At 68.9% G+C, this 21,444-nt stretch carries 27 protein-coding genes and 2 tRNA genes; 9 read left to right on the top strand and 20 right to left on the bottom strand.

Going from position 1 to position 21,444, the window contains the following annotated elements; translation table 11 throughout:
• Positions 1-14 precede the first annotated feature (14 nt).
• The 4 genes from WG212_RS12890 (at position 15) to WG212_RS12905 (ending at position 3,702) form a co-directional block, all read left to right on the top strand.
• Positions 15-587: a sigma-70 family RNA polymerase sigma factor gene (locus tag WG212_RS12890; protein ID WP_337187505.1), complete on the top strand. Its 573-nt coding sequence runs from the start codon at positions 15-17 to the stop codon at positions 585-587.
• Complete coding sequence (locus WG212_RS12895) at positions 560-1,522, top strand: FecR domain-containing protein (protein ID WP_337187506.1); 963 nt, start codon at positions 560-562, stop codon at positions 1,520-1,522. Before WG212_RS12890 ends, WG212_RS12895 begins: the two co-directional genes overlap by 28 nt.
• Positions 1,523-1,696: 174 nt before the next feature.
• Positions 1,697-2,170 carry a RidA family protein gene (locus WG212_RS12900; protein ID WP_337187507.1) on the top strand — a complete coding sequence of 158 codons (474 nt, stop codon included), beginning with the start codon at positions 1,697-1,699 and terminating at the stop codon, positions 2,168-2,170.
• A gap of 296 nt (positions 2,171-2,466) precedes the next feature.
• Positions 2,467-3,702, top strand: coding sequence for a lipase family protein (locus WG212_RS12905; RefSeq protein ID WP_337187508.1), 1,236 nt, complete (start codon positions 2,467-2,469; stop codon positions 3,700-3,702).
• A 695-nt stretch (positions 3,703-4,397) separates the two neighbouring features.
• On the opposite strand, the gene WG212_RS12910 is transcribed toward WG212_RS12905, so the two are convergent.
• On the bottom strand, positions 4,398-4,721 hold the full coding sequence (locus tag WG212_RS12910; protein ID WP_337187509.1) for a hypothetical protein: 324 nt from the start codon (positions 4,719-4,721) through the stop codon (positions 4,398-4,400).
• Positions 4,722-5,158: 437 nt separating this feature from the next.
• Positions 5,159-5,235, bottom strand: a tRNA-Pro gene (locus tag WG212_RS12915).
• Positions 5,236-5,391: 156 nt separating this feature from the next.
• Here WG212_RS12915 and WG212_RS12920 point away from each other — a divergent pair.
• Positions 5,392-5,465 (top strand) — tRNA-Gln (locus WG212_RS12920).
• Positions 5,466-5,547: 82 nt separating this feature from the next.
• On the opposite strand, the gene ruvC is transcribed toward WG212_RS12920, so the two are convergent.
• Positions 5,548-6,042: a crossover junction endodeoxyribonuclease RuvC gene (gene ruvC, locus WG212_RS12925; RefSeq protein ID WP_337187510.1), complete on the bottom strand. Its 495-nt coding sequence runs from the start codon at positions 6,040-6,042 to the stop codon at positions 5,548-5,550.
• 81 nt (positions 6,043-6,123) lie between these two features.
• Positions 6,124-6,891, bottom strand: coding sequence for a site-2 protease family protein (locus WG212_RS12930; RefSeq protein WP_337187511.1), 768 nt, complete (start codon positions 6,889-6,891; stop codon positions 6,124-6,126).
• Between the two features lie 74 nt (positions 6,892-6,965).
• Here WG212_RS12930 and WG212_RS12935 point away from each other — a divergent pair, with 74 nt between their 5' ends.
• Positions 6,966-7,580 carry an adenylate/guanylate cyclase domain-containing protein gene (locus WG212_RS12935; protein ID WP_337187512.1) on the top strand — a complete coding sequence of 205 codons (615 nt, stop codon included), beginning with the start codon at positions 6,966-6,968 and terminating at the stop codon, positions 7,578-7,580.
• Positions 7,581-7,586: 6 nt separating this feature from the next.
• Here WG212_RS12935 and WG212_RS12940 read toward each other — a convergent pair whose 3' ends face one another.
• A complete protein-coding gene (locus tag WG212_RS12940; protein WP_337187513.1) occupies positions 7,587-8,063 on the bottom strand; it encodes a cupin domain-containing protein in 477 nt (158 codons plus the stop codon).
• 134 nt (positions 8,064-8,197) lie between these two features.
• Between WG212_RS12940 and WG212_RS12945 the strand changes: the two genes are divergently transcribed.
• A complete protein-coding gene (locus WG212_RS12945) occupies positions 8,198-8,896 on the top strand; it encodes a PEPxxWA-CTERM sorting domain-containing protein (protein ID WP_337187514.1) in 699 nt (232 codons plus the stop codon).
• A gap of 66 nt (positions 8,897-8,962) precedes the next feature.
• Here the strand turns inward: WG212_RS12945 and WG212_RS12950 are convergent, their stop codons facing one another.
• The 8 genes from WG212_RS12950 to WG212_RS12985 all read right to left on the bottom strand — a co-directional run bounded on the left by WG212_RS12950 (position 8,963) and on the right by WG212_RS12985 (position 13,501).
• On the bottom strand, positions 8,963-9,712 hold the full coding sequence (locus WG212_RS12950; RefSeq protein WP_337187515.1) for a peptidylprolyl isomerase: 750 nt from the start codon (positions 9,710-9,712) through the stop codon (positions 8,963-8,965).
• Between the two features lie 31 nt (positions 9,713-9,743).
• Complete coding sequence (locus WG212_RS12955) at positions 9,744-10,241, bottom strand: hypothetical protein (protein WP_337187516.1); 498 nt, start codon at positions 10,239-10,241, stop codon at positions 9,744-9,746.
• Between the two features lie 7 nt (positions 10,242-10,248).
• Positions 10,249-10,929, bottom strand: a complete 681-nt coding sequence (locus WG212_RS12960) for an EcsC family protein (RefSeq protein ID WP_337187517.1) — start codon at positions 10,927-10,929, stop codon at positions 10,249-10,251.
• A 62-nt stretch (positions 10,930-10,991) separates the two neighbouring features.
• Positions 10,992-11,141, bottom strand: coding sequence for a hypothetical protein (locus tag WG212_RS12965; RefSeq protein WP_293381772.1), 150 nt, complete (start codon positions 11,139-11,141; stop codon positions 10,992-10,994).
• 71 nt (positions 11,142-11,212) lie between these two features.
• On the bottom strand, positions 11,213-11,695 hold the full coding sequence (locus tag WG212_RS12970; RefSeq protein ID WP_337187518.1) for an SRPBCC family protein: 483 nt from the start codon (positions 11,693-11,695) through the stop codon (positions 11,213-11,215).
• 72 nt (positions 11,696-11,767) lie between these two features.
• Positions 11,768-12,472, bottom strand: a complete 705-nt coding sequence (locus tag WG212_RS12975; protein WP_337187519.1) for an MgtC/SapB family protein — start codon at positions 12,470-12,472, stop codon at positions 11,768-11,770.
• Between the two features lies 1 nt (position 12,473).
• The gene (locus WG212_RS12980; RefSeq protein WP_337187520.1) at positions 12,474-12,755 is read right to left on the bottom strand and encodes a hypothetical protein; all 282 of its coding nucleotides are present in this window, start codon (positions 12,753-12,755) and stop codon (positions 12,474-12,476) included.
• Complete coding sequence (locus WG212_RS12985; protein WP_337187521.1) at positions 12,755-13,501, bottom strand: YebC/PmpR family DNA-binding transcriptional regulator; 747 nt, start codon at positions 13,499-13,501, stop codon at positions 12,755-12,757. Before WG212_RS12985 ends, WG212_RS12980 begins: the two co-directional genes overlap by 1 nt.
• A gap of 99 nt (positions 13,502-13,600) precedes the next feature.
• On the opposite strand from WG212_RS12985, the gene WG212_RS12990 reads away from it, so the two are divergent.
• Positions 13,601-13,819: a hypothetical protein gene (locus WG212_RS12990; RefSeq protein ID WP_337187522.1), complete on the top strand. Its 219-nt coding sequence runs from the start codon at positions 13,601-13,603 to the stop codon at positions 13,817-13,819.
• A gap of 19 nt (positions 13,820-13,838) precedes the next feature.
• On the opposite strand, the gene WG212_RS12995 is transcribed toward WG212_RS12990, so the two are convergent.
• The 4 genes from WG212_RS12995 to WG212_RS13010 form a co-directional block, all read right to left on the bottom strand.
• Positions 13,839-14,426, bottom strand: a complete 588-nt coding sequence (locus WG212_RS12995) for a histidine phosphatase family protein (RefSeq protein ID WP_337187523.1) — start codon at positions 14,424-14,426, stop codon at positions 13,839-13,841.
• Positions 14,423-15,208, bottom strand: a complete 786-nt coding sequence (locus tag WG212_RS13000) for an SDR family NAD(P)-dependent oxidoreductase (protein WP_337187524.1) — start codon at positions 15,206-15,208, stop codon at positions 14,423-14,425. The genes WG212_RS12995 and WG212_RS13000 overlap by 4 nt, the downstream gene beginning before the upstream one ends.
• Before the next feature lie 31 nt (positions 15,209-15,239).
• Positions 15,240-16,079 (bottom strand): alpha/beta hydrolase, encoded by an 840-nt coding sequence (locus WG212_RS13005; protein WP_337187525.1) that lies wholly within the window; start codon positions 16,077-16,079, stop codon positions 15,240-15,242.
• Between the two features lie 242 nt (positions 16,080-16,321).
• Positions 16,322-17,287: a zinc-binding alcohol dehydrogenase family protein gene (locus WG212_RS13010; RefSeq protein WP_337187526.1), complete on the bottom strand. Its 966-nt coding sequence runs from the start codon at positions 17,285-17,287 to the stop codon at positions 16,322-16,324.
• A gap of 110 nt (positions 17,288-17,397) precedes the next feature.
• On the opposite strand from WG212_RS13010, the gene WG212_RS13015 reads away from it, so the two are divergent.
• Complete coding sequence (locus WG212_RS13015) at positions 17,398-17,970, top strand: histidine phosphatase family protein (RefSeq protein WP_337187527.1); 573 nt, start codon at positions 17,398-17,400, stop codon at positions 17,968-17,970.
• A gap of 2 nt (positions 17,971-17,972) precedes the next feature.
• On the opposite strand, the gene WG212_RS13020 is transcribed toward WG212_RS13015, so the two are convergent.
• The 3 genes from WG212_RS13020 to WG212_RS13030 all read right to left on the bottom strand — a co-directional run bounded on the left by WG212_RS13020 (position 17,973) and on the right by WG212_RS13030 (position 21,274).
• Positions 17,973-19,133, bottom strand: a complete 1,161-nt coding sequence (locus WG212_RS13020) for a DegT/DnrJ/EryC1/StrS aminotransferase family protein (RefSeq protein ID WP_337187528.1) — start codon at positions 19,131-19,133, stop codon at positions 17,973-17,975.
• A gap of 79 nt (positions 19,134-19,212) precedes the next feature.
• Positions 19,213-20,034, bottom strand: coding sequence for a DUF72 domain-containing protein (locus WG212_RS13025; RefSeq protein ID WP_337187529.1), 822 nt, complete (start codon positions 20,032-20,034; stop codon positions 19,213-19,215).
• 88 nt (positions 20,035-20,122) lie between these two features.
• The gene (locus WG212_RS13030) at positions 20,123-21,274 is read right to left on the bottom strand and encodes a helix-turn-helix transcriptional regulator (RefSeq protein WP_337187530.1); all 1,152 of its coding nucleotides are present in this window, start codon (positions 21,272-21,274) and stop codon (positions 20,123-20,125) included.
• Positions 21,275-21,444: the final 170 nt, after the last annotated feature.

Here is a 21,444-nt window from a genome sequence, read left to right on the forward strand (position 1 = left end):
GGGAGGAGCCGGGGGTGTCTGACCGCGCCGAGCGCATCGCCTGGTTCAAGGCTGGCGTGCTGCCGCATGAAGCCAGCCTGCGGCGGTTTCTGCGGCGCACCGGGGCGCGCGACATGGACCTGGACGACCTGGTCTCCGAGGCCTTGACGCGAACCTATGCCGCCGAGGACTGGCAGCGGATCACCAACGGCCGCAGCTACCTCTTCACGATCGCCCGTAACCTCGTGTTCGACGCCGCGCGGCGACAGAAGATCGTGGCGTTCGAGACCGTGGCGGATCTGGACGCCCTTGGCCTCGTGGACGCCCAGCCATCGGCGGAGGCTGTCCTGACAACCCGCGATGAACTGCGGGTCCTCCAGGCGGCTGTCGATCGGCTGCCGCCGCGCGCGCGGGAGGTGTTCCTGCTGCGACGGGTCGAAAATCTTTCGCAGCGCCAGGTCGGGGAACGGCTTAACTTATCCGTTTCTACGGTAGAAGGACATTTCACGAAGGCGATCGCGGCCCTTACGAAGGCCCTGCAAGACAGCGATCCGATTAGGAGCGGAGACGCAGGATCGGGATGGAGAAGCCAGCGGCAGAGGCGTTGAGCGAGCAGGCCGCCGCCTGGTTTGCACGGCTGCACAGCGCCGACGTCACGCCGGAGGACCGCGTCGCCTTCGATCTCTGGATGGAGGCGCCCCACAACGCCGTCGCCTACGCGCGAGCCGAGGCGACTTGGGAACGCGCTGAGCGCCTGCGGGCGACACCGCTTCGCGCGGCGGCGCGATCGCGCCCAGGTGCTGCGCCGCTCTGGACGCGTCGCGCCGCGGCCATCGGCGTATTGGCGCTTGGCGGCGTCGCGGGGTGGCGCTGGTTCAATGCGCACGAGGTGTTCGAGACGGCGCTTGGTGAACGCAAGCGCGCCGCCCTGATCGATGGCAGCATCGTCGAGCTGAACACCGGCAGCCGACTTGAAGTCGATTTCAGCGGAAAGTTGCGGGCCGTGCGGCTCCTCGCCGGCGAGGCCCTGTTCCAGGTGGCCAAGGACACCACACGCCCCTTTGTCGTCGCGGCCGGCGAGGCGCAAGTCCGGGCCATCGGCACGGCGTTCAATGTCCGCCTTCGCGAGCACCTGGTAGAGGTCACCGTGACCGAAGGCGTCGTGCAGATTGGTGGGAAGCAGGCCGATCCGGTCGCCTCGCCGCGCCTCGCGCGCAATCTCGCCGCAGGGCAAGGCGCTGTCGTGGGCCCCGGGGCGGTGGCGGAGGTGTCCCTCAACCCCGAAGCCCTGCAACGTCGGGTGGCCTGGTGCGACGGCGTCATCGAACTGCGCGGCGAGACCCTCGAACAGGCGGTCGCCGAGTTCAATCGCTACCGCACCGCAAAGCTCGTTGTCGGGGATCCGGAGCTGGCTGGCGTCCGCATAGGGGGCACCTTCGGCGTGCTCGAGGCGGACAAGTTCCTCGGCGCACTGCGCTCCGGCTTCAATGTCCGGACGGTCGAAGGCGCTGGCGGAACGATCTACCTGCTTCCGGCGGCGTAAGCGCTTCCTGGACGACGAGGCAGGGGGTTTCGCCCGCTCGCCCGTCTGACTCATCGGAACGCCGAGGGAGGTTCGGGCCGTCATGCTCGCACCCGCTCTGGTCGAGGCGGCATGCCCCGTCGCCCACCGGGAGGATGGCGTCTCCGCAGCCCAGGCGCCTCAAGGGAACAACGAATGACCGATATCGAGGCCCGTCTGGCCGAATTGGGTGTGACGCTTCCGACGCCACCGAACCCGGTGGCGAATTATGTGGCCGCTGTGACGACCGGCGGCCTCACCTACATCTCAGGCCAGGTGTCGTCCCACGCCGATGGGGGCATTCGCGGAACCGTCGGGGTCGATCTCGATCCTGCGCAAGGTCGTGACGCTGCCCGCCTCTGCGGCGTCAACCTCCTCGCGCAGATGAGGGTGGCGGCGCGCGGCGATCTCGCCCGCGTGCGCCGCGTCGTGAAGCTGGGCGGGTTCGTGCAGTGCGGTCCCGACTTCAGCGACATCCCGGCAATCCTCAATGGCTGTTCGGATTTGCTCGTGCACGTGCTGGGGGACGCTGGCCGCCACAGCCGCTCGGCTGTCGGCGTTTATCGCCTCCCGCTGGGCTTCGCGGTGGAAGTCGATGCCGTCGTCGAGATCGACGGCGCGGCGAACTGAAGATCGCGGCTGGCTCACGCGTGGGATCCCGATCGCCGCGCGCGGGCCGCACCGATCGATGACGTGACTTGCAAGCCCTGGTGCTCGGCCGTCGCCAAGCCAGGAGATTTCGGCTTTGACCAGGGGGCTCTGGCGTCTCGTCCGTCTGAATCTCAGGAAAGCTGAGAGATCGCTGCATGGTTCAGGACGCCGCATCCGTCGAATCAGCGCCTGCGGGCGTGCGGGCCGTGTCCGTCGTCAGCTCCGATCGTCACGCGCGCAGTCCCGATCTCCTTCGAATGAAACGGATGTCCCACATGAGGCCGCTCTTCCCCGTCCTGGTGCTAACCACGGCTCTACTCCTGAGCGCCAAGCCGACGCTCGGTGCGACCCCGGACGCCCGGTTTGGGGATGGCGGTGTTTCCGCGTTCTACAACTGGTCTGGGCCTATCCAGCGGCCCGGCAGATTGTTGCGGCAAGAGCCCTTGCCCCCGGAACTGGTTCTCTCCGAGGCGGGGCAGGGCATGCGGATCCTGTACACATCCACCGACGGGATCGGCGGAACCGAACGCGTCGTGGTCTCAGGCGCCTATTTCACCCCGAAGGGCAAGCCGCCGAAGGGGGGCTGGCCGCTGGTCGCCTGGGCGCACGGAACCGTCGGGCTGGCCGATACCTGCGCTCCGTCCTGGGCGGGTCGCTCCGAGCGCGACATTCGCTATCTGAACCGCTGGCTCTCGGAAGGCTTCGCGGTCGTCGCGAGCGACTTCCAGGGAATTGGAACTCCGGGACCGCACGGCTACATGATGACACGGCCGGTCGCCTACAGCGTTCTTGATAGCGTTCGGGCTGTGGTGACGACCCAGCGTGGGCTCTCGCGGAAGGTCATTCTTGTCGGTCAGTCGCAGGGCGCGAGCGCCGCCTTCGCTGCGGCTGGCTTTTCCCCGACCTACGCCCCGGAGCTCGACATACGAGGTGTCGTATCGACTGGCACGCCCTACGTCTCTGAGAAGAAGATCGACGCTACGAAGACTTATGGTGATGGAAGTCGGATCGACCCGACCATCGCCTATACCTACTATCTGACTCTAACTCTTCAGCATCTGCGGCCAGACATCGCTGCGTCGGATATCTATACCGAGAAGGCCATGCCGCTTCTGGAGTCAGCGCGATCGATGTGCCTCCGCCCCTTGATTCAAGCGGTCATCGATGAGGGGCTGACGCCAGATAACGCGGTGAAGGGCGGCAAACAGGCGGAAATCTTCGGCCCGTTCCTACCGCATTTCATCTACCCGACGCTCAAGTTGCCCATGCCGATCTTCATGGGCGCCGGAGCGGCCGATACGGACGTGGCGCCGTCCGGCCAGATGCAACTCGCGCTTGAAGCCTGCGACGCTGGCACGGTTGTCGAAGCTCACCTCTACAAGGGGCTCGATCATTCAGGGACGGTAAACGCTTCGCTCAAGGACAGCCTTCCGTTCGTCCGCAAGGTGCTGGATGGCGAACCGATAGCGCCCCGTTGCGCCCCGCAGAGCGATCCCCCCGGCGCGCTGTAGGCGCAGGGAATTTGCATGTGACTGATGGAGGAGCTTGGGTCTGCGACCGAGGGGCTCCCTTCGCAGGAGCGCCTCGAGCTTGGCGGCGGGGATCAAGCCGGGCCTGATGGCGCTTCCAGAGCTCCCGCTTCCGGGCTACGTCCGGCCGATCCTGCTCGGTGGCGTGCGGCTTTTTGAAGATCATCCCCTGGCGCAGATAGAAGCGCCACACCGCATCATAGCTCACGACCACGCCCCGCTCGGCCAGCTCCGTCCGGATCGCCCGCAGCGTCAGCTCCGGCTCATCGGCGATCCGCCGCGACAGCCAGTCATCGGACGCGCCGCTGCGCTGCCTTCGGCCCGAAGGCGTTGCGACCACCGAACCGCCGTCGCAACCCCAACCCCGACTTGAATCATGATCCCCTGCCAGCAGAATCCAGATTTATCTGGACACGGTCACACTCCAACAGCGAATTCCGACGCCCGGGCGAAACCTACACTTCTGGAATGGGCTAGAGAGAAGGCGTGGGAAGGCGCCGGGACGGGCCGAAAGACGGGCCTTCGGAGAGCCACGCGCGGCGGGCAACCTCCGACATGTGCTGGAACTTGCGGGGATTTCTAAGGGAGGAAAGTCACCCCGCGTTGGCGCAGGAATGAATGGTCGTGCGGGTAGTGCGAAGGGCATGCGTCTCCAGATCAAATGAGACGGGTCTTGTTCAGAAAGGATATGGAGCTTGGTTGAGAAACACATTTGGCGCTGGGATGCCTAGATAACCTCCGAATTGTCCCTCTATTCCAAGACGACCTTCCTTATATTCGTCAGATCCATACAGATCTGAGGAGAGGCCTTTGAGCGCAAGCATCAAGGCCTGAAGGCTCCATTCGCCATAGATGTCCTGATCATGGCTGATCGGTTCTCCGATTTCGTACCTGCAGCGCCAACCTGGCCCGTCTTTCAGTTCCTCCGGCGCGAACAGCCGAACGGTCACCTTCTGCGTTGTTCCCGCAAGGTCCAGCGAGAGTTCGGCGATCACAGTCATGCTCAGGCCAACCTAGTGGGTTTGGAGCGGCGGCCACCCAACCTCGCCATCGTGGCTTATACAATATCCCCTGCGCTCCGATGCGCTTTCCCAGCATTTGCTGCGTGCGCCCGCTGTCGGAAGTGTGCGGCAGACTTCGCTGTCGTTGTCATACTGGACGTCACACTGAGGAAAGCGGCGTTTGGGGGAGCCGGTGCGCCGATAGTGCGTCGCCGCCGGCCGATTTATCCCCTGGCAAGCTTCTGACGATCTCAGGGGCAGAGGGCGAAAGTCACACTTCTGGAATGGCCCCAGAGAGCGGCGGGCGAATTGGGCCTATGGCGGTGGGATTGCGGCTCTCGGAGAGCCCGGCGCATAGGCCCGCATCCGCCTAACCGGCGGACTTCTCGGGACTAACTGGGGGCGGGAAAGTCACCCCGCGTTGACGCGGGAATGAATGGTCGGAGTGGCAGGATTTGAACCTGCGACCCCCGCGTCCCGAACGCGGTGCTCTACCAGACTGAGCCACACTCCGACTTGGAGGCGCGCCTTATAGAGGAGGGTTTCGGGCCTCGCAAGCGGCCCTCTGGCCTGGCGCGTCCAGGGTGCGTTCAGGGGCGTTGCATCGGCCCTCACGCTGCGCTATTTCCCCCGCTCCCGAGGGGCCTGCCCCTCTGGCGGCCGTTCCTGCTGGGGAATGGTGTAATGGTAACACTGCGGTTTTTGGTACCGTCATTCTAGGTTCGAGTCCTAGTTCCCCAGCCAACGGCCTTCCCGACAAGACGACTGCGCCGCCGACCTGCGCCTGGCTGTCCGGCGCCTGGCTGTCCGGCGCGATCTCGGCCCGTCACGCCACCCGGCGCGCGGTGCGGGCGTGGGCGTGGGCGATGGCCACGGCCAGGGCGTCGGCGGCGTCGACGGCGGTCTTGCCCGCGGTGGGCAGCAGGCGGGCGATCATCCAGCCGACCTGAGCCTTGTCCGCGCCGCCGGTCCCGACGACCGACTTCTTGACCACGGTCGCGGCGTACTCCGCCACCGGCAGGCCGGCGCGGGCGGGAACGACGAGGGCCATGGCGCGGGCGTGCCCCAGCTTCAGCGCGGACCGGGCGTTGGTGTTCATGAAGGTCTCCTCCACCGCCGCCTCGTCGGGGGCATGGGCGGCGACCACCGCCTCGATCTCGACGAAGAGGGTGTGGAGCCGCTCGGCGAAGGGCAGGCTGTCGCGGGGCGCGATGACGCCGTGGGCCACATGGGCGAGCCGTGCGCCTTCGCAGGCGATCACGCCCCAGCCGGTGCGGCGGAGGCCGGGGTCGAGGCCCAGGATTCGAATCGGCTTGTTCATCGTCCGTTCCGAGAATGCCGGAAGCACGGAGCGGTTGGAATGGTGAAGAGTGCGTGAAGACGACGAGGCCGCCGCCGGCGGTCACTTCCAGAAGAAGAAGGCGTCCCAGCCGGCCTGCATCGCGGACAGGGGCACGCCCAGGGCGTGGGCCAGGCTGGCCGCGCCGCCGAACAGGAGGCGGCTGAAGCCGGGTATGAGGAACACGGCGGCCAGCAGGATCACCAGCGCCAGCGCGTCGGCCTTGCGCAGGGCCGGGTCCCAGCGGTCCGGCAGGAAGGGCCGGATCGCGTTGAAGCCGTCCAGGCCGGGGAGCGGCAGCAGGTTGAGGATGAGCGCCATGGCCTGGAGGAAAGCCAGCATGGCCACGGCGGCGTAGAGAGGGCCGCCGCCGGCGTCGGCGGTGAGGTTCAGGAGCAGGGCCAGGACCAGCAGGACGGCCAGGGTCGCGCCCGGCCCCGCCAGGGACGCCGCGGCCCGCCAGCCGGGGCCGCGCATCAGGTCGTGACGCAGATAGACGGCCCCGCCCGGGAAGCCGATGCCGCCCAGGGCCAGGGCGATGAGCGGGATGACCAGACTGGTCCCCACGTCGCCGTAGCGGCGCGGGTCGAAGGCCAGGTAGCCCTTGTCGCGCACGGTATGGTCGCCCGCGAGCCAGGCGACGCCCGCGTGGCCGAACTCGTGCGCCATCACCGCCAGGATCCAGCCGGTCAGCACGAAGGCGAAGGTCAGGGGCGTACGCCCTTCGGGGGCGTAGGCCAGGGCCGCGCCCAGGGCGAGGAACAGCGCGACGAGGGCGACGCCGACGAGGTTGTTGGGGGGCGGCGCAGGGCGAACGTCGGCGGAGCTCATGAAGCAGAGATAGGTTGACTTGCCCGCCGGGCGAAGACTCGCATTCCCCTTGCGGGGACTGGGGGAGGGGCGAGGTGATCGAGTGCGAGGGCGAGCGGCTGGACAGCCATGAACGGCTGCGCCGCCTTTTGTCGGCCATCATCGACGAGCCGGAGCGCCGGACCGAGCTTTCCGACCAGATCATGACCGAGTTCACCCGCCGCTGCGCGGTCATGGTGCTGGACATGAGCGGTTTCTCGCGCACGACCCAGGTGCACGGCGTGGTCTCGTTCCTGCTGATGATCCACCAGATGCGCCTGCTGGCGGTCCCTTCGATCGAGGTGTGTGGCGGGACCCTGGTGAAGGCCGAGGCCGACAATCTCTACTGCATCTTCCCGGAGACCGCGGCGGCGGTGAAGGCTGCGCGAGAGATCATGCGCCGGCTCGAGACGGTCAATCCGCTGCTGCCGGCGGGCCGCCGGCTCTACGCCTCCATCGGCATCGGATTCGGGGACATCCTGCTGCTCGACGATCAGGACCTGTTCGGCGACGAGGTGAACCTCGCCTCCAAGCTGGGGGAGGATGTGGCCCAGAGCGGTATGATCACCCTGACCGACAGTGCCCGCGCCGCTCTTTCCGACGAGGCGCCGTCGGCGCCGGAACGCGCCAGCATTTCAGGCCTGGCGATCACGTACCACGTGGTGGGTTGAGACGCCTCAGCTCCGGTGGATCGGGTCGATCCAGGCGACGCCCTCGGGCGTCTCGGCGGGTTCGATGTCGAGGTTCACGACAACGGCCTCGGAATCCGAGCGGACCAGAACGCAGGAGAGGGTCTCTTCCGACGAGGCGTTGATCTCCTGGTGCGGCACATAGGGCGGGACATAGATGAAATCGCCAGGTCCCGCCTCGGCGACGTACTCCAGTCTCTCGCCCCAGCGCATACGGGCGCGGCCCGAGACGATGTAGATCACGCTTTCGAGGGGACCGTGGTGATGCGGGCCCGTCTTGGCGTTCGCGTGGATATGTACTGTGCCGGCCCACAGTTTCTGGGCGCCCACGCGGGCGCGGTCGATGGCCGTGGCGCGGTTCATGCCGGGCGTCTGGGCGGTGTTGAGATCGAGCTGGTCGCCCGGGATCACGCGGACGCCCGAGTGCTTCCAGCCGTCCTCGGGATTGGCGCTCTGGTCGGTCATGCGGGCAGGTTAGCTGGCCCCCGGCCTGCGGGCCAGCCTGCCGCCGCCGCACATTTACTCGCCTTCCAGGGGAGTCGGGTGAGTTGTGGTTTATCAAATGTGTAGATTTCGACGCACTGACACGGGGAACCATCATGAAGCGTCTCGCTTTCGCTGCGGCGGCCCTCGCCGCCACGGCCTTCGCCGGCTCGGCCGGCGCCGCCAGTAACCTCGTCCTCAACGGCAGCTTCGAGGAGAGCCCGCTGGGCCTTGCCTGGACCTACGAAGGTTCGGGCGCGGACGTACCGGGTCACCAGGCGGTGATCATCCCGTACAACTCGGGCGCGAGCTATCCGGGCGGCGCGTTCGGCGAACCCATTCCGCCGGACAATTCCGATTCGGCCAGCCCCGATGCGGTGGGCGAGTACGCCGCCTATTTCGTGGCCGACAACTCGACCGAAAAACTGTCGCAGATGGTCTGGCTGGACCCGGGCCTCTACACGATCGGCTTCTCGGTCTACGTGCCGTTCAACGGGTTCAACAATTCGGGCGACGCGTCGTTCACCGCCACGGTGGCCGGTCAGTCCTTCGCCACCTTCAACGTCGACGGCTCGACCCCCGGCCAGTGGGTCCACTACGCCGGCGTGGCGAACATCCTGACGGCCGGTGAATACGAGACCTCGTTCACCTACGTTTCCGGCCCGGCCCCGGCCGGCGACTTCGTGGTCGACCGCGTCTACATCGTGGCCGGGAACGCCATTCCCGAGCCGGGCGCCTGGGCGCTGATGATCCTGGGCTTCGGCGGCGCAGGCGCGGCCCTGCGGCGCAACCGCCGGCTGGCGTTCGCCGGCTGACGCAGCGCTCGTCTCCAGACTGTGTCGAGGGCCCCGGAGCTTCCGGGGCCTTCTTCTTTTGTGACCTCAGTTGGCGGGCGGCGCCTGGGCGACAGGCGAAGGGTCGGCCTCCGGCTCAGCCGCCGCCGCCGGGGGTGGGCTTTGGGGCGGGGGCGCGGCGGCCCGGCTGATGCGCGTGATCCGGACGGGCCGCACCAGCATTTCGCCCTTCATCGCGCCTTCGCCCCGGTTGGGGTCGACGGGCAGGGCGATGATCGTCTTCACGACGTCCAGGCCCTCCACCACCTGGCCGAAGGCGGCGAAGCCCGGGGCGCCCCTCGGGTTCTTGGGGTCGGCGTCGAGGTAGCTCATGTCGCCCAGGGTGATGAACCAGTCCGCCTGGGCCGTGCCCGGCGCATGGCGGCCCATGGAGATCGTGCCGTCGCCGTGCTTCAGGCCGGTCCTGGTCGTCGGCTCGTGCGCGATGGGCGGAAGGACCTTGGCCGGGTCGTTCTGGAGGCCGCCCTGGATGCTGCCGTAGTCGGTGGCCGTATATCCCGGCGGCCGCGAGGCTCGGTAGAAGGTCGCGCCGTTGAACAGGCCGCGATCGACGTAGCGCAGGTAGTTGGCGACCGTGACCGGGGCCTTGTCACGATAGAGTTCGACCACGATGGCACCGTGGGCGGTCTCGATCCTGACCCGGGGGTTTGCGGGCGCCCCGGCGCCGGGCGCCTGGGCGCCGGATGTCTGGGCGGCGGGTGTCTGCGCCACCGCGGGAATGGCGGCCGCGGCGAGGGTGAAGGCGGCCGCGAGGCCGGGGAGACCGTATCGGAACATGGGGCGAGGTTAGCGCCGCGGCCCGATCCCGTCACCCGCGGCGGCAGCGCACGAAGGTGTCCGTCCGGCTCCGCGCGCGGAGTTCGCCGGCCTCGCGCACCAGGGCCTGCTCGCGGCTGGCGCAGAGGCGGCGGGGACGGCCATCCGCCCAGACGATCGAGCCGACCGACGTGGTCGCCAGCACGCCGCCGTCGGGCGCGGGCCGGAGGCTGAAGACCTGGCCCGCCTCCTTCGGCCACGGCTTGCGGGCGAAGGCGCGCCGGGCGTTCGCCTGCGCTTCGGCGCGGGTGCTGCTCCCGTAGGGTACGGGCGGCTTGCCGCCGACGTAGGCCTGGTCGGTGAAGGTGGCGTCGGGCGTGAAGCCGGCGAAGTAGGCGTCGAGCCGCCCGGCGTTCCAGTGCGCCTCCTGGCGGGTGAGGAACGCACGGACCTCGGCCTCGCCGAGGGCCTGCCCCGCGGTCTGAGCCGCTGCTGTCTGGGCCGCTGCTGTCTGGGCGAAGAGCAGGACAAGGGCGATCAACCGGCGCATCGGGGCCTCAGGGCGCGAGATGGCGCATCCGATAGCCGTTCACGGCGGTCTCGCCCAGCCGCTCCAGCAACCGCCAGTTCACCACCGCCCCGATCGGGGCGCCGACCACGGGGATGAGCTGGGCCAGCTTCGCCAGGTCGATGTAGTCGCGGTACTCGCGCTGGAAGCTGCGCCAGTCGAAGTGGGCGAAGTCGGCCGGGTGCGCGCGGGCGTCCCAGGCCTCCAGCCCCTCGAACACCTTCGCGCGATGCTCAGCGCCCGAGAAGGCGAGCTGGAACAGCGCCAGGATGTAGAGCCGCTCGGAGAACGTCTCGGCCTCGTGTCCATAGAGCGCGGCCAGGTCGAACAGCAGCTTGATCTTGATCGTCAGCAGCGCCGGGAAGTCGGCCACGGCCAGCCAGAAGCCGCCGGCGCCGGCCACGCCACCCTCGACCGCCGCGGTGGCGCGATAGCCGTCGATGGCCGCCCACGCCCGCCGGTCGCGCTCCTTCAAGGGTGCGTCCCGGAGCGCCGCCGCCGTGGTGAGGTCGGCGCCCGTGAGCAGGGTGCGTGTCAGACCTTCCATCACCGTCGTGACGGCGGCGTGGACCCGCTCGGGGATCATCCGGTTGATCTGGCCCTGAAGGCCGCGCGCCGCCACGTCCAGCGGCCCTGGCGGCTTCAGCACCCGGGCGCGCCAGCGCGCCACCTCGGCCCGGGCCCAATCCTCGTAGGCGGCGTCGGAGGCGCCGAAGGGCGGCGTGGCGCGGGCTATGGCGTGTTCACCAGTTGCAGGATCCAGGCGATGAGGGCGGTGACGACGCTGCCGACCAGGGCGCCGCGGACGAAGGCGCCGTTGCGTTCCCACCAGATGCGCCGAGCGCGCATGCGCTGGGCGCGATCGACCTTTCGACGTTGCATGACGCTCCGCTCCCCCCGCACTGCGGCGCGACACTAGCCCGCCGGCCGTCGGGGTGGAACCGGGCGTGCGCCTACCTGGCTTCCGCCGTGGCCTTCATGGTCTCCAGCACGCCCTTGAACATGGCCGCGCGGCGGGCGCGGTTGGCCTCGCGCTGGTCGGCCGGGATGGAGGCCTGATCGAAGAAGAGGGTGTAGACGAACTTCGAGGTCCCGGGCGTCACCGCCCGCACCTCGATCGTGCCGTGGTAGAGGATCTTCGGATCGATGTCGGCATAGGTGTAGGATGTCGCGGTGGTGGCCACGATCACTTCCTCGACCCGGCCGGCGATCTTGCGGAGCGCGCCCACCTCGCCGTCCTTGCCCGCGGTGATCTCGCAGGTCGTCTTCAGCCAGGCGCCGATGTCGCAGTACCCCCTGACCCTGGCCCAGGCCGTGTCGGCGGGCGCGTTCACGGGGATTTCCTGGACGATGGATACATAGTCGCCGGCCGCCTGGGCGGCCGGCGCAAGGCTGAATGCGGCCACGACGGCGGCGAAGCTGGCGGCGAGTTTCATGGCGGGTCCCCCGGATGAGGGCGCGACCATACCGAGGTTTCCGCGCCGGCGCCTACCGGGGAGGGCGCGGTCTCAGTCGTTGCGGGGAGTGATCTTGAACCGAACCACCCGCGTGTCGGCCAGCAGACGCTCGGCCAGCATCTGGCCGTCCACTTCGCCCCGAAGACGCAGGCGGGCGCCCAACTCCACCGTTTCGCTGTCGTCGCACAGCGCATGGCTGAGCCGTCCAGGCCGGACGCCGAACTCGGCCAGCAGCGCCCGGAAGGCCGGCGCCGTCGGCTCGCCGCCCCGGCGGAAGGCCACCAGGACCTCCATCACCCGGTCGCCGGGCAAGATCGCATCCACCCAGCGCAAGCCCACCAGGACGGCCAGGACGATCGTCGCACCGGCCGCGCCCAGCGCCAGCATGCCGGCGCCGAACAGGACGCCCAGGGCCGAGGTGATCCACAGCGACGCCGCCGTCGTCAGGCCATGCACCGACAGCCCCTGCCGGAAGATGACGCCGCCGCACAGGAAGCCGACGCCGGTCAGCACGCCGTGGGCCATGCGGACCGGATCGATACGGATCGCCGCCTCGGGCGTGCCCGTCATCCAGCCCACCTGGTGGACGGCGCCCAGCATCAGCAGGGTGGAGGCGAGACACACCAGGATGTGGGTGCGCAGGCCCGCCGGATGGCCCCGCCATTCGCGCTCCAGCCCGATCAGCCCACCCGCCGCCACGGCCGCCGCGATCGGGATCAGGTACGCCTGGACCAGGTCGGGCGGCAGGGTGGGCATGTCAGAGCAGCATCGGCCCGAGCCAGAGGGCCAGCAGCACCAGGACGACGATCGCCAGGATAAGGCCGGCCCGCGGGTTCGAGCCCAGCACCGAGGGCTTCTGCGACCGCGGTTCCTGGGGGCCGGTTCTCGGACCACCGGCTCCCAGCCCGGCGGCGCCCCGACGACCGACGTCCTGGGGCCTGGATTTGGGTGGCGGCCGCCGCGCCGCCGCCGCCTTGGCCTTGCGGTAGCGGGCCAGGTCGGTGACCTGGGGGTCGTCGTTCGGCGGGGGTTTCGCCATCAGCCGGCCAGCTTCTCCAGGTCCTCGGGCGCGATGTCGGCGTTGGAATAGACGTTCTGCACGTCGTCGTCGTCTTCGAGGGTCTCGATCAGCTTCATCAGGGTGGCCACGGCGTCGCCTCCGAGGGGCGTCAGCGCCTTGGGGCGCCAGGCGAGCTGGGTGGACTTGGCCTCGCCCAGCGCCGCTTCCAGGGCGCCGGCCACGTCCGAGAGCTGTTCGAAGGCGGTGTAGATCGTGTGCCCGTCCTCGTCCGACTCGACATCGTCGGCGCCGGCCTCGATCGCGGCTTCCATGACCGAATCCTCGGACCCCGCCTCGGGGCCGTAGATGATGCGCCCCACACGGTCCCACATGAACGAGACCGAGCCGGTCTCACCCAGGTTGCCGCCGCACTTGGTGAAGGTGGACCGCACGGTCGAGGCCGCACGGTTGCGGTTGTCGGTCAGCGCCTCGACGATCACGCCGACGCCGCCGGGACCGAAGCCCTCGTAGCGGATCTCCTCATAGCTTTCCGCGTCGCCGCCCTGGGCCTTCTTGATCGCCCGGTCGATGACGTCCTTGGGCATCGACTCGGCCTTGGCGTTGGCCACCGCCAGGCGCAGGCGCGCGTTCATGGCCGGGTCGGGCAGACCGGATTTGGCGGCCACGGTGATCTCTCGCGAGAGCTTGGAGAACAGTTTGGACCGGGCCGAATCGGCGCGGCCCTTGCGGTGCATGATGTTCTTGAACTTGGAATGGCCGGCCATGGTCGCAGGGTATGACGAGAGAGGTCTGAATGGCGCTTCTACCCGGCGGAACCCGTGAGGTCGAGGCGGGTTAGGCTGCGGTCACTCGGAGTCTGCGTCATGACTGTGATGCTCGAAACAGGCGCTTCGGACGCCCCGCGGCGCGAACTGGTGCAATGGATGGAGCCTGGCCCGGTCCGGCTCGAACGCTCTGGGCTTACCGCCCTCGCCGTGCTCGGCGCCGTCGTCGGCCTGGCCGGGATCGCCGCTGCGCGCTGGATCGCGCCGCGCCGGGAAGGCTTGCCGCCCTGGAACTGGCGGCGCGGCCCGTTGCACTGAGGCTCAAGGGACGGGTGCGTCAGGACGCCGGCTCACAGTCGAAGCGGTCGATCTGGCCCTTGTGGAGCCGGAAGACGGCGTCCTGTGGAACGTCCTGGTTCAACGTCGCCTGCCGGTCCAGACCGGCATAGGCCCCCCGCAGGAGCCGCCCCCACACGCCGTGGCTAACGGCGACGATCCGCCGGCCCGGCTCAGGGGCCAGGGACGCCAGCCAGTCCGAGGCTCGGGCGGTGACGTCCTCGAAGGTCTCACCGCCGGGGGCGCCGAAGAACCATTCCCGGCTTGCGAAGGCTTCAGGATGGATATGGGCGATGTCGGCCCGTAGGCGACCCTCCCATTCCCCGCAGGCGATCTCGGCCAGACGGTCGTCGAGTTCGACCGCCAGGCCCGTCGCTTCGGCCACCATCGCCGCCGTCCGCTGCGCGCGCCCGATGGGGCTGGCCACCAGGCGGAACGCGCCGCCGTCGCGGCGCAAGAGGTCGGCGACCAGGCCCGCCATGGCCGCGGCTTGGCGTTCCCCCAGGGGAGTCAGGTCGGACTCTGTCCGGCCCTGAATGCGGCCTTCGCGGTTCCAGAACGTCTCGCCGTGCCGCAGCAGGAGGATCATCGCTTGCGGCGCACCACGGGATGCGACGTCGACAGGCCGCCGTCCACCGCCAGCGTCTGGCCGTTGACGTAGGACGCTTCGTCCGAAGCCAGGAACAGGGCCGCCGCGGCGATCTCCTCGGGCTGGCCATAGCGGGTGGTGGGGTTGAGCTGGCCGATCTTGTCTTCGTTGCCGCGAGCACGGGCGCCGTCGAAGATCGGCTTGGTCATGCCCGTCTCGATCAGGCCGGGAGCCACGGCGTTCACGCGGACGCCCGTGCCGTACAGTTCGTTGCAGGCGGTCTGGACCAGGCTGATGACGCCCGCCTTCGACGCCGAATAGGCCGGGCCGCCGGCGCCCGAGCGGATGCCCGCCACCGAGGCCGTGCAGATGATCGAACCCTTGCCGCGCGGGATCATCGCCTCGGAGGCGTACTTCACGCCCAGGAACGCGCCGATCAGGTTCACCCGCAGAATCTCGGCCCAGTAGTCGGCCGTCTGCTCGTGCAGCGGCATGAAGCCGCCCGAGATGCCGGCGTTGGCCCAGAACACGTCGAGGCCGCCGAAATCCGCCTGGGCGCGGTCGGCCAGCCCCTTCACGAAGGCGTCCTCGCCGGCGTCGCCGACGACGGCGACGGCCTGGCCGCCGGCCGCCTTCACCGCCTCGGCGGTCTCGGCCACGGCGTCGGCCTTGTCGGCGATGAGCAGGCGGGCGCCCTCGGCGGCGAACAGCTTGGCGGCCGCGCGGCCGATGCCGCTGGCCGCGCCGGTGATGACGGCCGTGCGGCCGGAAAGTCGTCCCATGATGTCCTCGTCTCGGAAGGTGTCTTGTGGATCAGGCCTTCGTCCCGGCCTTCGCCGCTGCGGCGACGATGGCTTCGATGAAGGTGTCGTACAGGCCGGGCGGCAGGTCGTGGCCCATGCCGGGGATCACCCGCAGTTCCGCGCCGGGGATGGCCGCCGCCGTGGCCTCGCCGTCCTTGAGCTGGACCAGGGGATCGTCGGTCCCGTGCAGCACCACGGCCGGGACGGCAAGCTTGCGCAGGGCTTCCGTCCGGTCGCCGTCGGCGCCGATGGCGCGGCGCTGGCGGATCACGCCGGTGGGGTTGAACGCGCGTCGATAGTCGCTCTCGACCCGTGCGCGCAGATCCTCATCGGTCCAGGGATACCCCGGGCTGCCGATGACGCGCGCGTTCTTCATGCCGTGCGCGACGAACGCCTCGAAATCGGCCTTCGGGTCGGGCGCGGGCGTGTTCAGCACCGCCGCCGCCTCGGGGGTGGAGGAGACTGAGCCATAGGGCGCCGACATGATCGAGGTCATCGACAGCACGCGGCCGGGATGGTCCAGGGCGATCCGCTGCACGATCATGCCGCCCATGGAGACGCCGGCGATGTGGGCGCGGTCGACTCCCGCCGAGTCCAGCACGGCGATTCCGTCGCGGGCCATGTCGGCCAGCACGTAGCGGTCCTCTTCGCCGAACCAGGTGGAGAGGCCGGTGTCGCGGTTGTCGTAGCGGATCACCCGGTAGCCGCGCGCGGCGAGGCGTTCACAGAAGGCCTCGGGCCAGCGGGTCATCTGCGACCCCAGGCCGTTCACCAGCAGAACCGTCTCCGGCTGATCGTCGCCGAAGCTCTGATACTCGATCTCCACCTGTCCGTTACGGGCTCTCGGCATCGGCTTTCTCCTGTTTCGGGTCCCCTGGTGGTTGAGTGGATTCGCCCGAGACGATCCCTACGCGTGAATTGGCTGGCCTTCGCGACGCTTGTGCGACAATCATGATCGCAAGAGTCGCCTTGGGGGAGGCACGGCCGAAGGCATGCGTGTGATCGTACCGCTGTTGCTGTCCCTGGCGATGTGGGCGTTCATCCTGCTTGGCCTCGCGGGACTCTGGCTCAAGATCTTCGGCCGATAGCGCCTCACGGGATCAGGAGCACCCGACCGACGGCCTGCCGGCTCTCGATGTAGCGGTGGGCCTCGGCAGCCTCCGACAGCGGGAACTCGCGATCGATCAGCACCTCCAGCTCGCCGCGGGCGACCCGGTCGATCAGGCTGGCGATATTCTTCTGCACCCGCGGCGTGGCGATCTCGGCGCCCAGGAACACGCCCGATAGGGTGCGGTTGCCGCCCATCATCGAGCCCACGTCCACGGTCATCGGCTCACGGCCCGCCTGGCCTACCATCGAAACCCGGCCACGATAGGCCAGGCTCAGGATGGAGGACTGCAGCGTCGGGCCGCCCACCGAGTCCACGATCACGTCGCAGCCCTTCTTGTCGGTCAGGCGCATGACCTCCTGGACCACGTCGTGGGTGCGGTAGTTGACGCCGTGCGTCAGGCCGTAGGGCTTGAGCCGTTCCAGCCGCTCGTCCGACGAGGCGGTGGCCAGCACCATCTTCGCGCCCGCCTTGGCGGCGAGCTGGATCGCCGCCACGCCCACGCCCGAGGCGCCGGCCTGGACCAGCACCACGTCGCCCGCCTTCATGCGCCCGAACTCGAACAGGCAGTCGTCCGCGGTGCCGAAGGTCACGGGGATCACCGCCGCCTTCTTCGTGCTCAGCCCGTCGGGGATCTTCCACGCCGTGATCGCCGGCACGGCGCGCAGTTCGGCATGGCTGCCGAAGGCGGCGGTGGTGCAGACCTTGTCGCCGACCTTCAGGGTGGTGACCTCGGCGCCCACCTCGATGACCTCGCCGGCGGCCTGGTAGCCCACCACATGCGGATTGGTCATCAACGGCCCGCGGAAGCGGTTCAGGGTGTCGCCGCCCTCAATGGAGATCGCCTCGACCCGGATCACGACGCCCTTGGGATGGCATTGCGGGTCGGGAACGTCTTCGTACTTCAGGACCTCGGGCGGACCGTTTTCGTAGTAGACGGCGGCTTTCATGATGTCCTCCCTTGACCTCAAACGCTTGTTTGAGGTGACTCCTTCCATGCGTGGGGTGATGACGCAAGGGGAGGAGCGCGAATGACGATCGTCCGGGGACGCAGCAGACAATGGAACTGATCCTCGTCCGCCACGGCCTGCCCGAACGCAGTGCCGAGAGTTCCGACCCGCCGCTGTCGGCCGAGGGTCACGATCAGGCCCGCCGGGTCGCCGCCGCGCTGGGCCGCGACCGGATCGACGCCGTCTTCGCCAGCACCATGCGGCGGGCCATCCAGACCGCCGAGCCCTATGCGGGCGGGGCGGGACACGCCTTGGAGACCCACGACGGCATCTGCGAGTTCGACCGGCACTCTGGAAGCTACGTGCCGCTCGAGGTCCTCAAGCGCGAGGACTACGAAGCCTGGAAGGCGTTCGTGGCCCGGGGCGCAGATTCCGACATCGCCGTGTTCCAGGCGACGGTGGTGGCGGCGCTGGAGGAGATCGTCGCCCGCCACGGAGGCCGAAGGGTGGTGGTCTTCTGCCACGGGGGTGTGATCAACGTCTGGGCCGCCCATGTCCTGGGCATGCCGCCCCGGCTGTTCTTCGAGCCCGCCTACACCAGCATCCATCGCTTCCTGTGCGCCCGCTCCGGCGAGAAGAACCTGGTCAGCCTCAACGACATCGCGCACCTGCGCGAGGCCTGACCTCAGCCGTTGCGCTTCACGAAGTTGCGGATCGCCCCGATGATCCGGTCCTGGGTCTCGGGCTCCAGATAGGCGTGCATGGGCAGGGCCAGCACCTTTCCGGCGGCGGCCTCGGTCACCGGCAGGCCGCCGGGCGCGGGATAGTCGCGATAGGGCGCCTGGAGGTGCAGCGGGACGGGATAGTAGACGGCGGTCGGCGTCCCTTCGCCGCGCAGGTGGGCGGCCAGGCCGTCGCGGTCGGCGGTCTCGATCACGTACTGGGCCCAGACCGAAACGCCGCCCGCGATGACGCCCGGCACGCGCACCACGTCGCCCAGGCCCCGGGCGTAGCGGTCGGCGACCGCGTTCCGCGCCTGGATCTCGTCGGCGAAGATGGTGAGTTTCTGGAGCAGCACCGCGGCCTGGATCGTGTCCATCCGGCTGTTCATGCCGACCCGCATGTTCAGGTACTTGGGGTCGTGCTCGAAGGTGCGGCCTTCCAGGTCGGATGTCACCGCCTGGCCGTGGACGCGCAGCGACACCAGCAGGTCGTGGAAGCGGGCGTCCTTCGACAGCACCGCGCCGCCGTCGCCGTAGCAGCCCAGCGGCTTGGCGGGAAAGAACGAGGTGGTGGTCACGTCGGCCCAGTGGAGCGGGTGGCGGCCCTCCAGCGTGCAGCCGAACCCCTGGGCGCTGTCGGCGATCAGCTTCAGCCCGTGGCGTCCGCAGACGGCGGCGATGGCCGGATAGTCCGCCGGCTGGCCGAACAGGTCGACGGCGATCACCGCCCGCGGCGTCAGCCGGCCCTCGGCCTTCACCGCGACGATGGCGGCTTCGAGCCTGTCGGGGTCCAGGTTGTAGGTGTCGGGCGCCACGTCCACGAACACCGGCGAAGCGCCCACCAGGGGCATGACCTCGGCGGTCGCCGCAAAGGTGAACGCGGGGCAGAACACCGCGTCGCCTGGCCCTATCCCCCACGCCATCAGCGGCAGGACCAGAGCCTCGGTGCCTGAACCGCACGAGAGCGCGTGAGGCGCCTGGCCGAAGGCGGCGAGTTCGGCCTCGAACGCCGCGATCTGGGGGCCCATGACATAGGCGCCCGAGCGGACCACCTCGAGGATCGCGTCCTCCAGAGGCTGGCCCAGGCGGCGGCGCTGGGCCTGGAGGTCGATGAAGGGAATCATGCCGCCGGCTCATGCCACGGCCGGCTAGGCCTGGCCAAGACACGCTTGGTGTCGGTGTGTTGCGGCGCTGGAAGCCCCATCAGTCGTCCGGGAACCGAAAGCCCGGATCGACCCGCCTGATGAATTCCATCGCCGCCGCCGGCGCCCGCACCTTTCCCTCGTGGATCACGAAGGCGTAGACGTCGCGCGGCCCCTCGGGCGGCCCCGTGCGGTCCACCGGCTGGAAGTCGCCCGGCACGGCGCCTTCGGCGTAGCTGCGGAAGCGGCCCGCCCACAGGTCCAGCTCCTCGGCGGTGTAGCCCGTCGGGATCGCGTCGTCGGCCGAGAGCAGGCGCAAGTAGGTGAAATCGGCCGTGATGTCGGGAATGAACGGGTACTTCTCGTTCTCGGAATTGCAGATCGCGATGTTCCGCTCGCGGCAGAGCGCGACGAACCTGGGGTCGCCGAAGCTGGCGTTGCGCACCTCGGCCACGTGCCGCGCCGGCAAGTCGCCGATCGTCGCCGGCAGCAGGTCGAAGAACCGGGCGAAGTCGTCGTAGTCGAACTTTTTGGTGGGCATGAACTGCCACAGGATCGGCCCCATCCGGTCGCCCAGCTCGGTCAGGCCCTGGCCCAGGAAGATGTCCACGCTCGTCTTGCCGTCGGCCAGCACCTTGCGGTTGGTGCAGAACCGCGACGCCTTCACCGAGAAGCGAAAGCCGTCGGGCGTGGCCGCCCGCCACTTGGCCCAGGTGTCGGGCTTGAACGAAGAGTAGTAGGTGCCGTTGATCTCGATCGCCGTCAGCCGGCGCGAGGCGTACTCCAGTTCGCGCGCGTGCGGCCATTTCGGCGGGTAGAACACCCCGCGCCAGGGCTCGAACGTCCAGCCTCCGATGCCGCAACGGATTCTGCCGGCCGCCATCACAGAGACTCCCACTCCAGGTTCCGGACCGCAGGCTATGACGGCTGGACCAGGTTCTCAAGATGTTCCGCCGCGCCCGGCCTTGATCTCAGCGCGCCAGCGAAGCGACCTGCAGCAGGGGTTCGTTGAGCAGCTTCACCACCAGTTCCGCCTGGCGGACGCAGCGCGTCTTGGCGAAGAGGGCCCGCAGGTGCGCGCGGGCGGTCAGCGGGCTGATCCCGGCCTTCTCCGCATACTCCCCCACCGCGAGGCCTGAGCAGAGGGCGACGGCCAGGCGCGCCTCGGCGTTGGTGAGCCCGAAGCGGTCCCGCAGCCTCTGCGCGAGCGGGCCGCTACGCCCGTCCGGATCGCTCACCACCACCAGCGCCAGGCCGTCGTCCATCGTGAACTCGGCGACGGCGCCGCGGAACGGCGCGACCAGAACGGCCAATGGGGAACGCCCCTCGTCACGCGAGAGGAAGAGGGTGTTCCCGACCGCGACCGAAGAGCCGTCCCGGACGCATGCCGCGGCCACGGCGGCGGCAAGGCGTCCCTTCTGCGCCGCCGGATTCAGGCGCACCCGTCCCGCCGGCGCCTGAAGAGCGCCGATCTCGGTCAGAAGACGCTCGGCGGGATCGTTCATGAAGACCACCCGGCCAGACTCGTCCGCCAGCAGCACGCCGAGCGCCAGGCTCTCCAGAAGCGCCGCCGACGCCCGGGAGCCCGCCTCGATCGACCCCAACCGGAGGGCGATGTCGATGGACCGTTTGAGATGCGACCTCAGGCCCGTGAGGAAGGCGCGCTCGATCTCGGTGCCAGGCCCGCGGGTGGAGGAGCGCATGACGCCCAGGTTCACGCCGCGGCTGCCCGCGGCGTGCATGAAGCACGTCAGGCCGTGCTCGAGGTCCTGAGGCGCCAGCCAGTCGGCATGAAACTCGGTGCGGCGAAGCTCGGCCTCGGTGAGATAGTCCTCGCCGAACTGCACCGCGCTGGCGCCATAGCTCAGGTCGACGATCAGAGGGTTGAGCGCGCAATAGCGGGCATTGTAGCTGCTGACGAACTCGGGATCGTAGTTCGCGGTCAGCAGGCGGTTCTCACTGCGGTCCGCACGCTCGGCGATGTAGAGCGACGTGTGGCCGCCGAAGCGGTTCGACACCGCATCCACGAAATCGCGCCACCGGTCTGCGTCGGTGGCAGCCGCATAGACGGCCTCGATCAACTCGGACCGCGCGGCCGCGAACTCGCCCTCGATGGGGTGCACCACAACATCTCTCGCCATCTGGATGGGCGTGGCGGGCATATCCGGCCGAGGCATCGTAGGGAAGCAAGATGTCCGGGGCTGGCCGCGTGTTGAGCGTCAGATTGCCAATATTTAATGCGGCGCGAAGACGTGCGCCTCTCGCGAGAATAGTTCGCGCCCCGGAAGGAAAC

It is taken from the genome of Phenylobacterium sp., from assembly GCF_037189685.1.
Taxonomy (GTDB): domain Bacteria; phylum Pseudomonadota; class Alphaproteobacteria; order Caulobacterales; family Caulobacteraceae; genus Phenylobacterium.

Bases quoted from the DNA above. Each gene is read 5' to 3' on its own strand.
- WG212_RS12895 (WP_337187506.1), top strand. From the start codon at position 560: ATGGAGAAGCCAGCGGCAGAGGCGTTGAGCGAGCAGGCCGCCGCCTGG.
- WG212_RS12900 (WP_337187507.1), top strand. From the start codon at position 1,697: ATGACCGATATCGAGGCCCGTCTGGCCGAATTGGGTGTGACGCTTCCG.
- WG212_RS12905 (WP_337187508.1), top strand. From the start codon at position 2,467: ATGAGGCCGCTCTTCCCCGTCCTGGTGCTAACCACGGCTCTACTCCTG.
- WG212_RS12910 (WP_337187509.1), bottom strand. From the start codon at position 4,721: ATGACTGTGATCGCCGAACTCTCGCTGGACCTTGCGGGAACAACGCAG.
- ruvC (WP_337187510.1), bottom strand. From the start codon at position 6,042: ATGAACAAGCCGATTCGAATCCTGGGCCTCGACCCCGGCCTCCGCCGC.
- WG212_RS12930 (WP_337187511.1), bottom strand. From the start codon at position 6,891: ATGAGCTCCGCCGACGTTCGCCCTGCGCCGCCCCCCAACAACCTCGTC.
- WG212_RS12940 (WP_337187513.1), bottom strand. From the start codon at position 8,063: ATGACCGACCAGAGCGCCAATCCCGAGGACGGCTGGAAGCACTCGGGC.
- WG212_RS12945 (WP_337187514.1), top strand. From the start codon at position 8,198: ATGAAGCGTCTCGCTTTCGCTGCGGCGGCCCTCGCCGCCACGGCCTTC.
- WG212_RS12950 (WP_337187515.1), bottom strand. From the start codon at position 9,712: ATGTTCCGATACGGTCTCCCCGGCCTCGCGGCCGCCTTCACCCTCGCC.
- WG212_RS12955 (WP_337187516.1), bottom strand. From the start codon at position 10,241: ATGCGCCGGTTGATCGCCCTTGTCCTGCTCTTCGCCCAGACAGCAGCG.
- WG212_RS12965 (WP_293381772.1), bottom strand. From the start codon at position 11,141: ATGCAACGTCGAAAGGTCGATCGCGCCCAGCGCATGCGCGCTCGGCGC.
- WG212_RS12970 (WP_337187518.1), bottom strand. From the start codon at position 11,695: ATGAAACTCGCCGCCAGCTTCGCCGCCGTCGTGGCCGCATTCAGCCTT.
- WG212_RS12975 (WP_337187519.1), bottom strand. From the start codon at position 12,472: ATGCCCACCCTGCCGCCCGACCTGGTCCAGGCGTACCTGATCCCGATC.
- WG212_RS12980 (WP_337187520.1), bottom strand. From the start codon at position 12,755: ATGGCGAAACCCCCGCCGAACGACGACCCCCAGGTCACCGACCTGGCC.
- WG212_RS12985 (WP_337187521.1), bottom strand. From the start codon at position 13,501: ATGGCCGGCCATTCCAAGTTCAAGAACATCATGCACCGCAAGGGCCGC.
- WG212_RS12990 (WP_337187522.1), top strand. From the start codon at position 13,601: ATGACTGTGATGCTCGAAACAGGCGCTTCGGACGCCCCGCGGCGCGAA.
- WG212_RS12995 (WP_337187523.1), bottom strand. From the start codon at position 14,426: ATGATCCTCCTGCTGCGGCACGGCGAGACGTTCTGGAACCGCGAAGGC.
- WG212_RS13000 (WP_337187524.1), bottom strand. From the start codon at position 15,208: ATGGGACGACTTTCCGGCCGCACGGCCGTCATCACCGGCGCGGCCAGC.
- WG212_RS13005 (WP_337187525.1), bottom strand. From the start codon at position 16,079: ATGCCGAGAGCCCGTAACGGACAGGTGGAGATCGAGTATCAGAGCTTC.
- WG212_RS13010 (WP_337187526.1), bottom strand. From the start codon at position 17,287: ATGAAAGCCGCCGTCTACTACGAAAACGGTCCGCCCGAGGTCCTGAAG.
- WG212_RS13015 (WP_337187527.1), top strand. From the start codon at position 17,398: ATGGAACTGATCCTCGTCCGCCACGGCCTGCCCGAACGCAGTGCCGAG.
- WG212_RS13020 (WP_337187528.1), bottom strand. From the start codon at position 19,133: ATGATTCCCTTCATCGACCTCCAGGCCCAGCGCCGCCGCCTGGGCCAG.
- WG212_RS13025 (WP_337187529.1), bottom strand. From the start codon at position 20,034: ATGGCGGCCGGCAGAATCCGTTGCGGCATCGGAGGCTGGACGTTCGAG.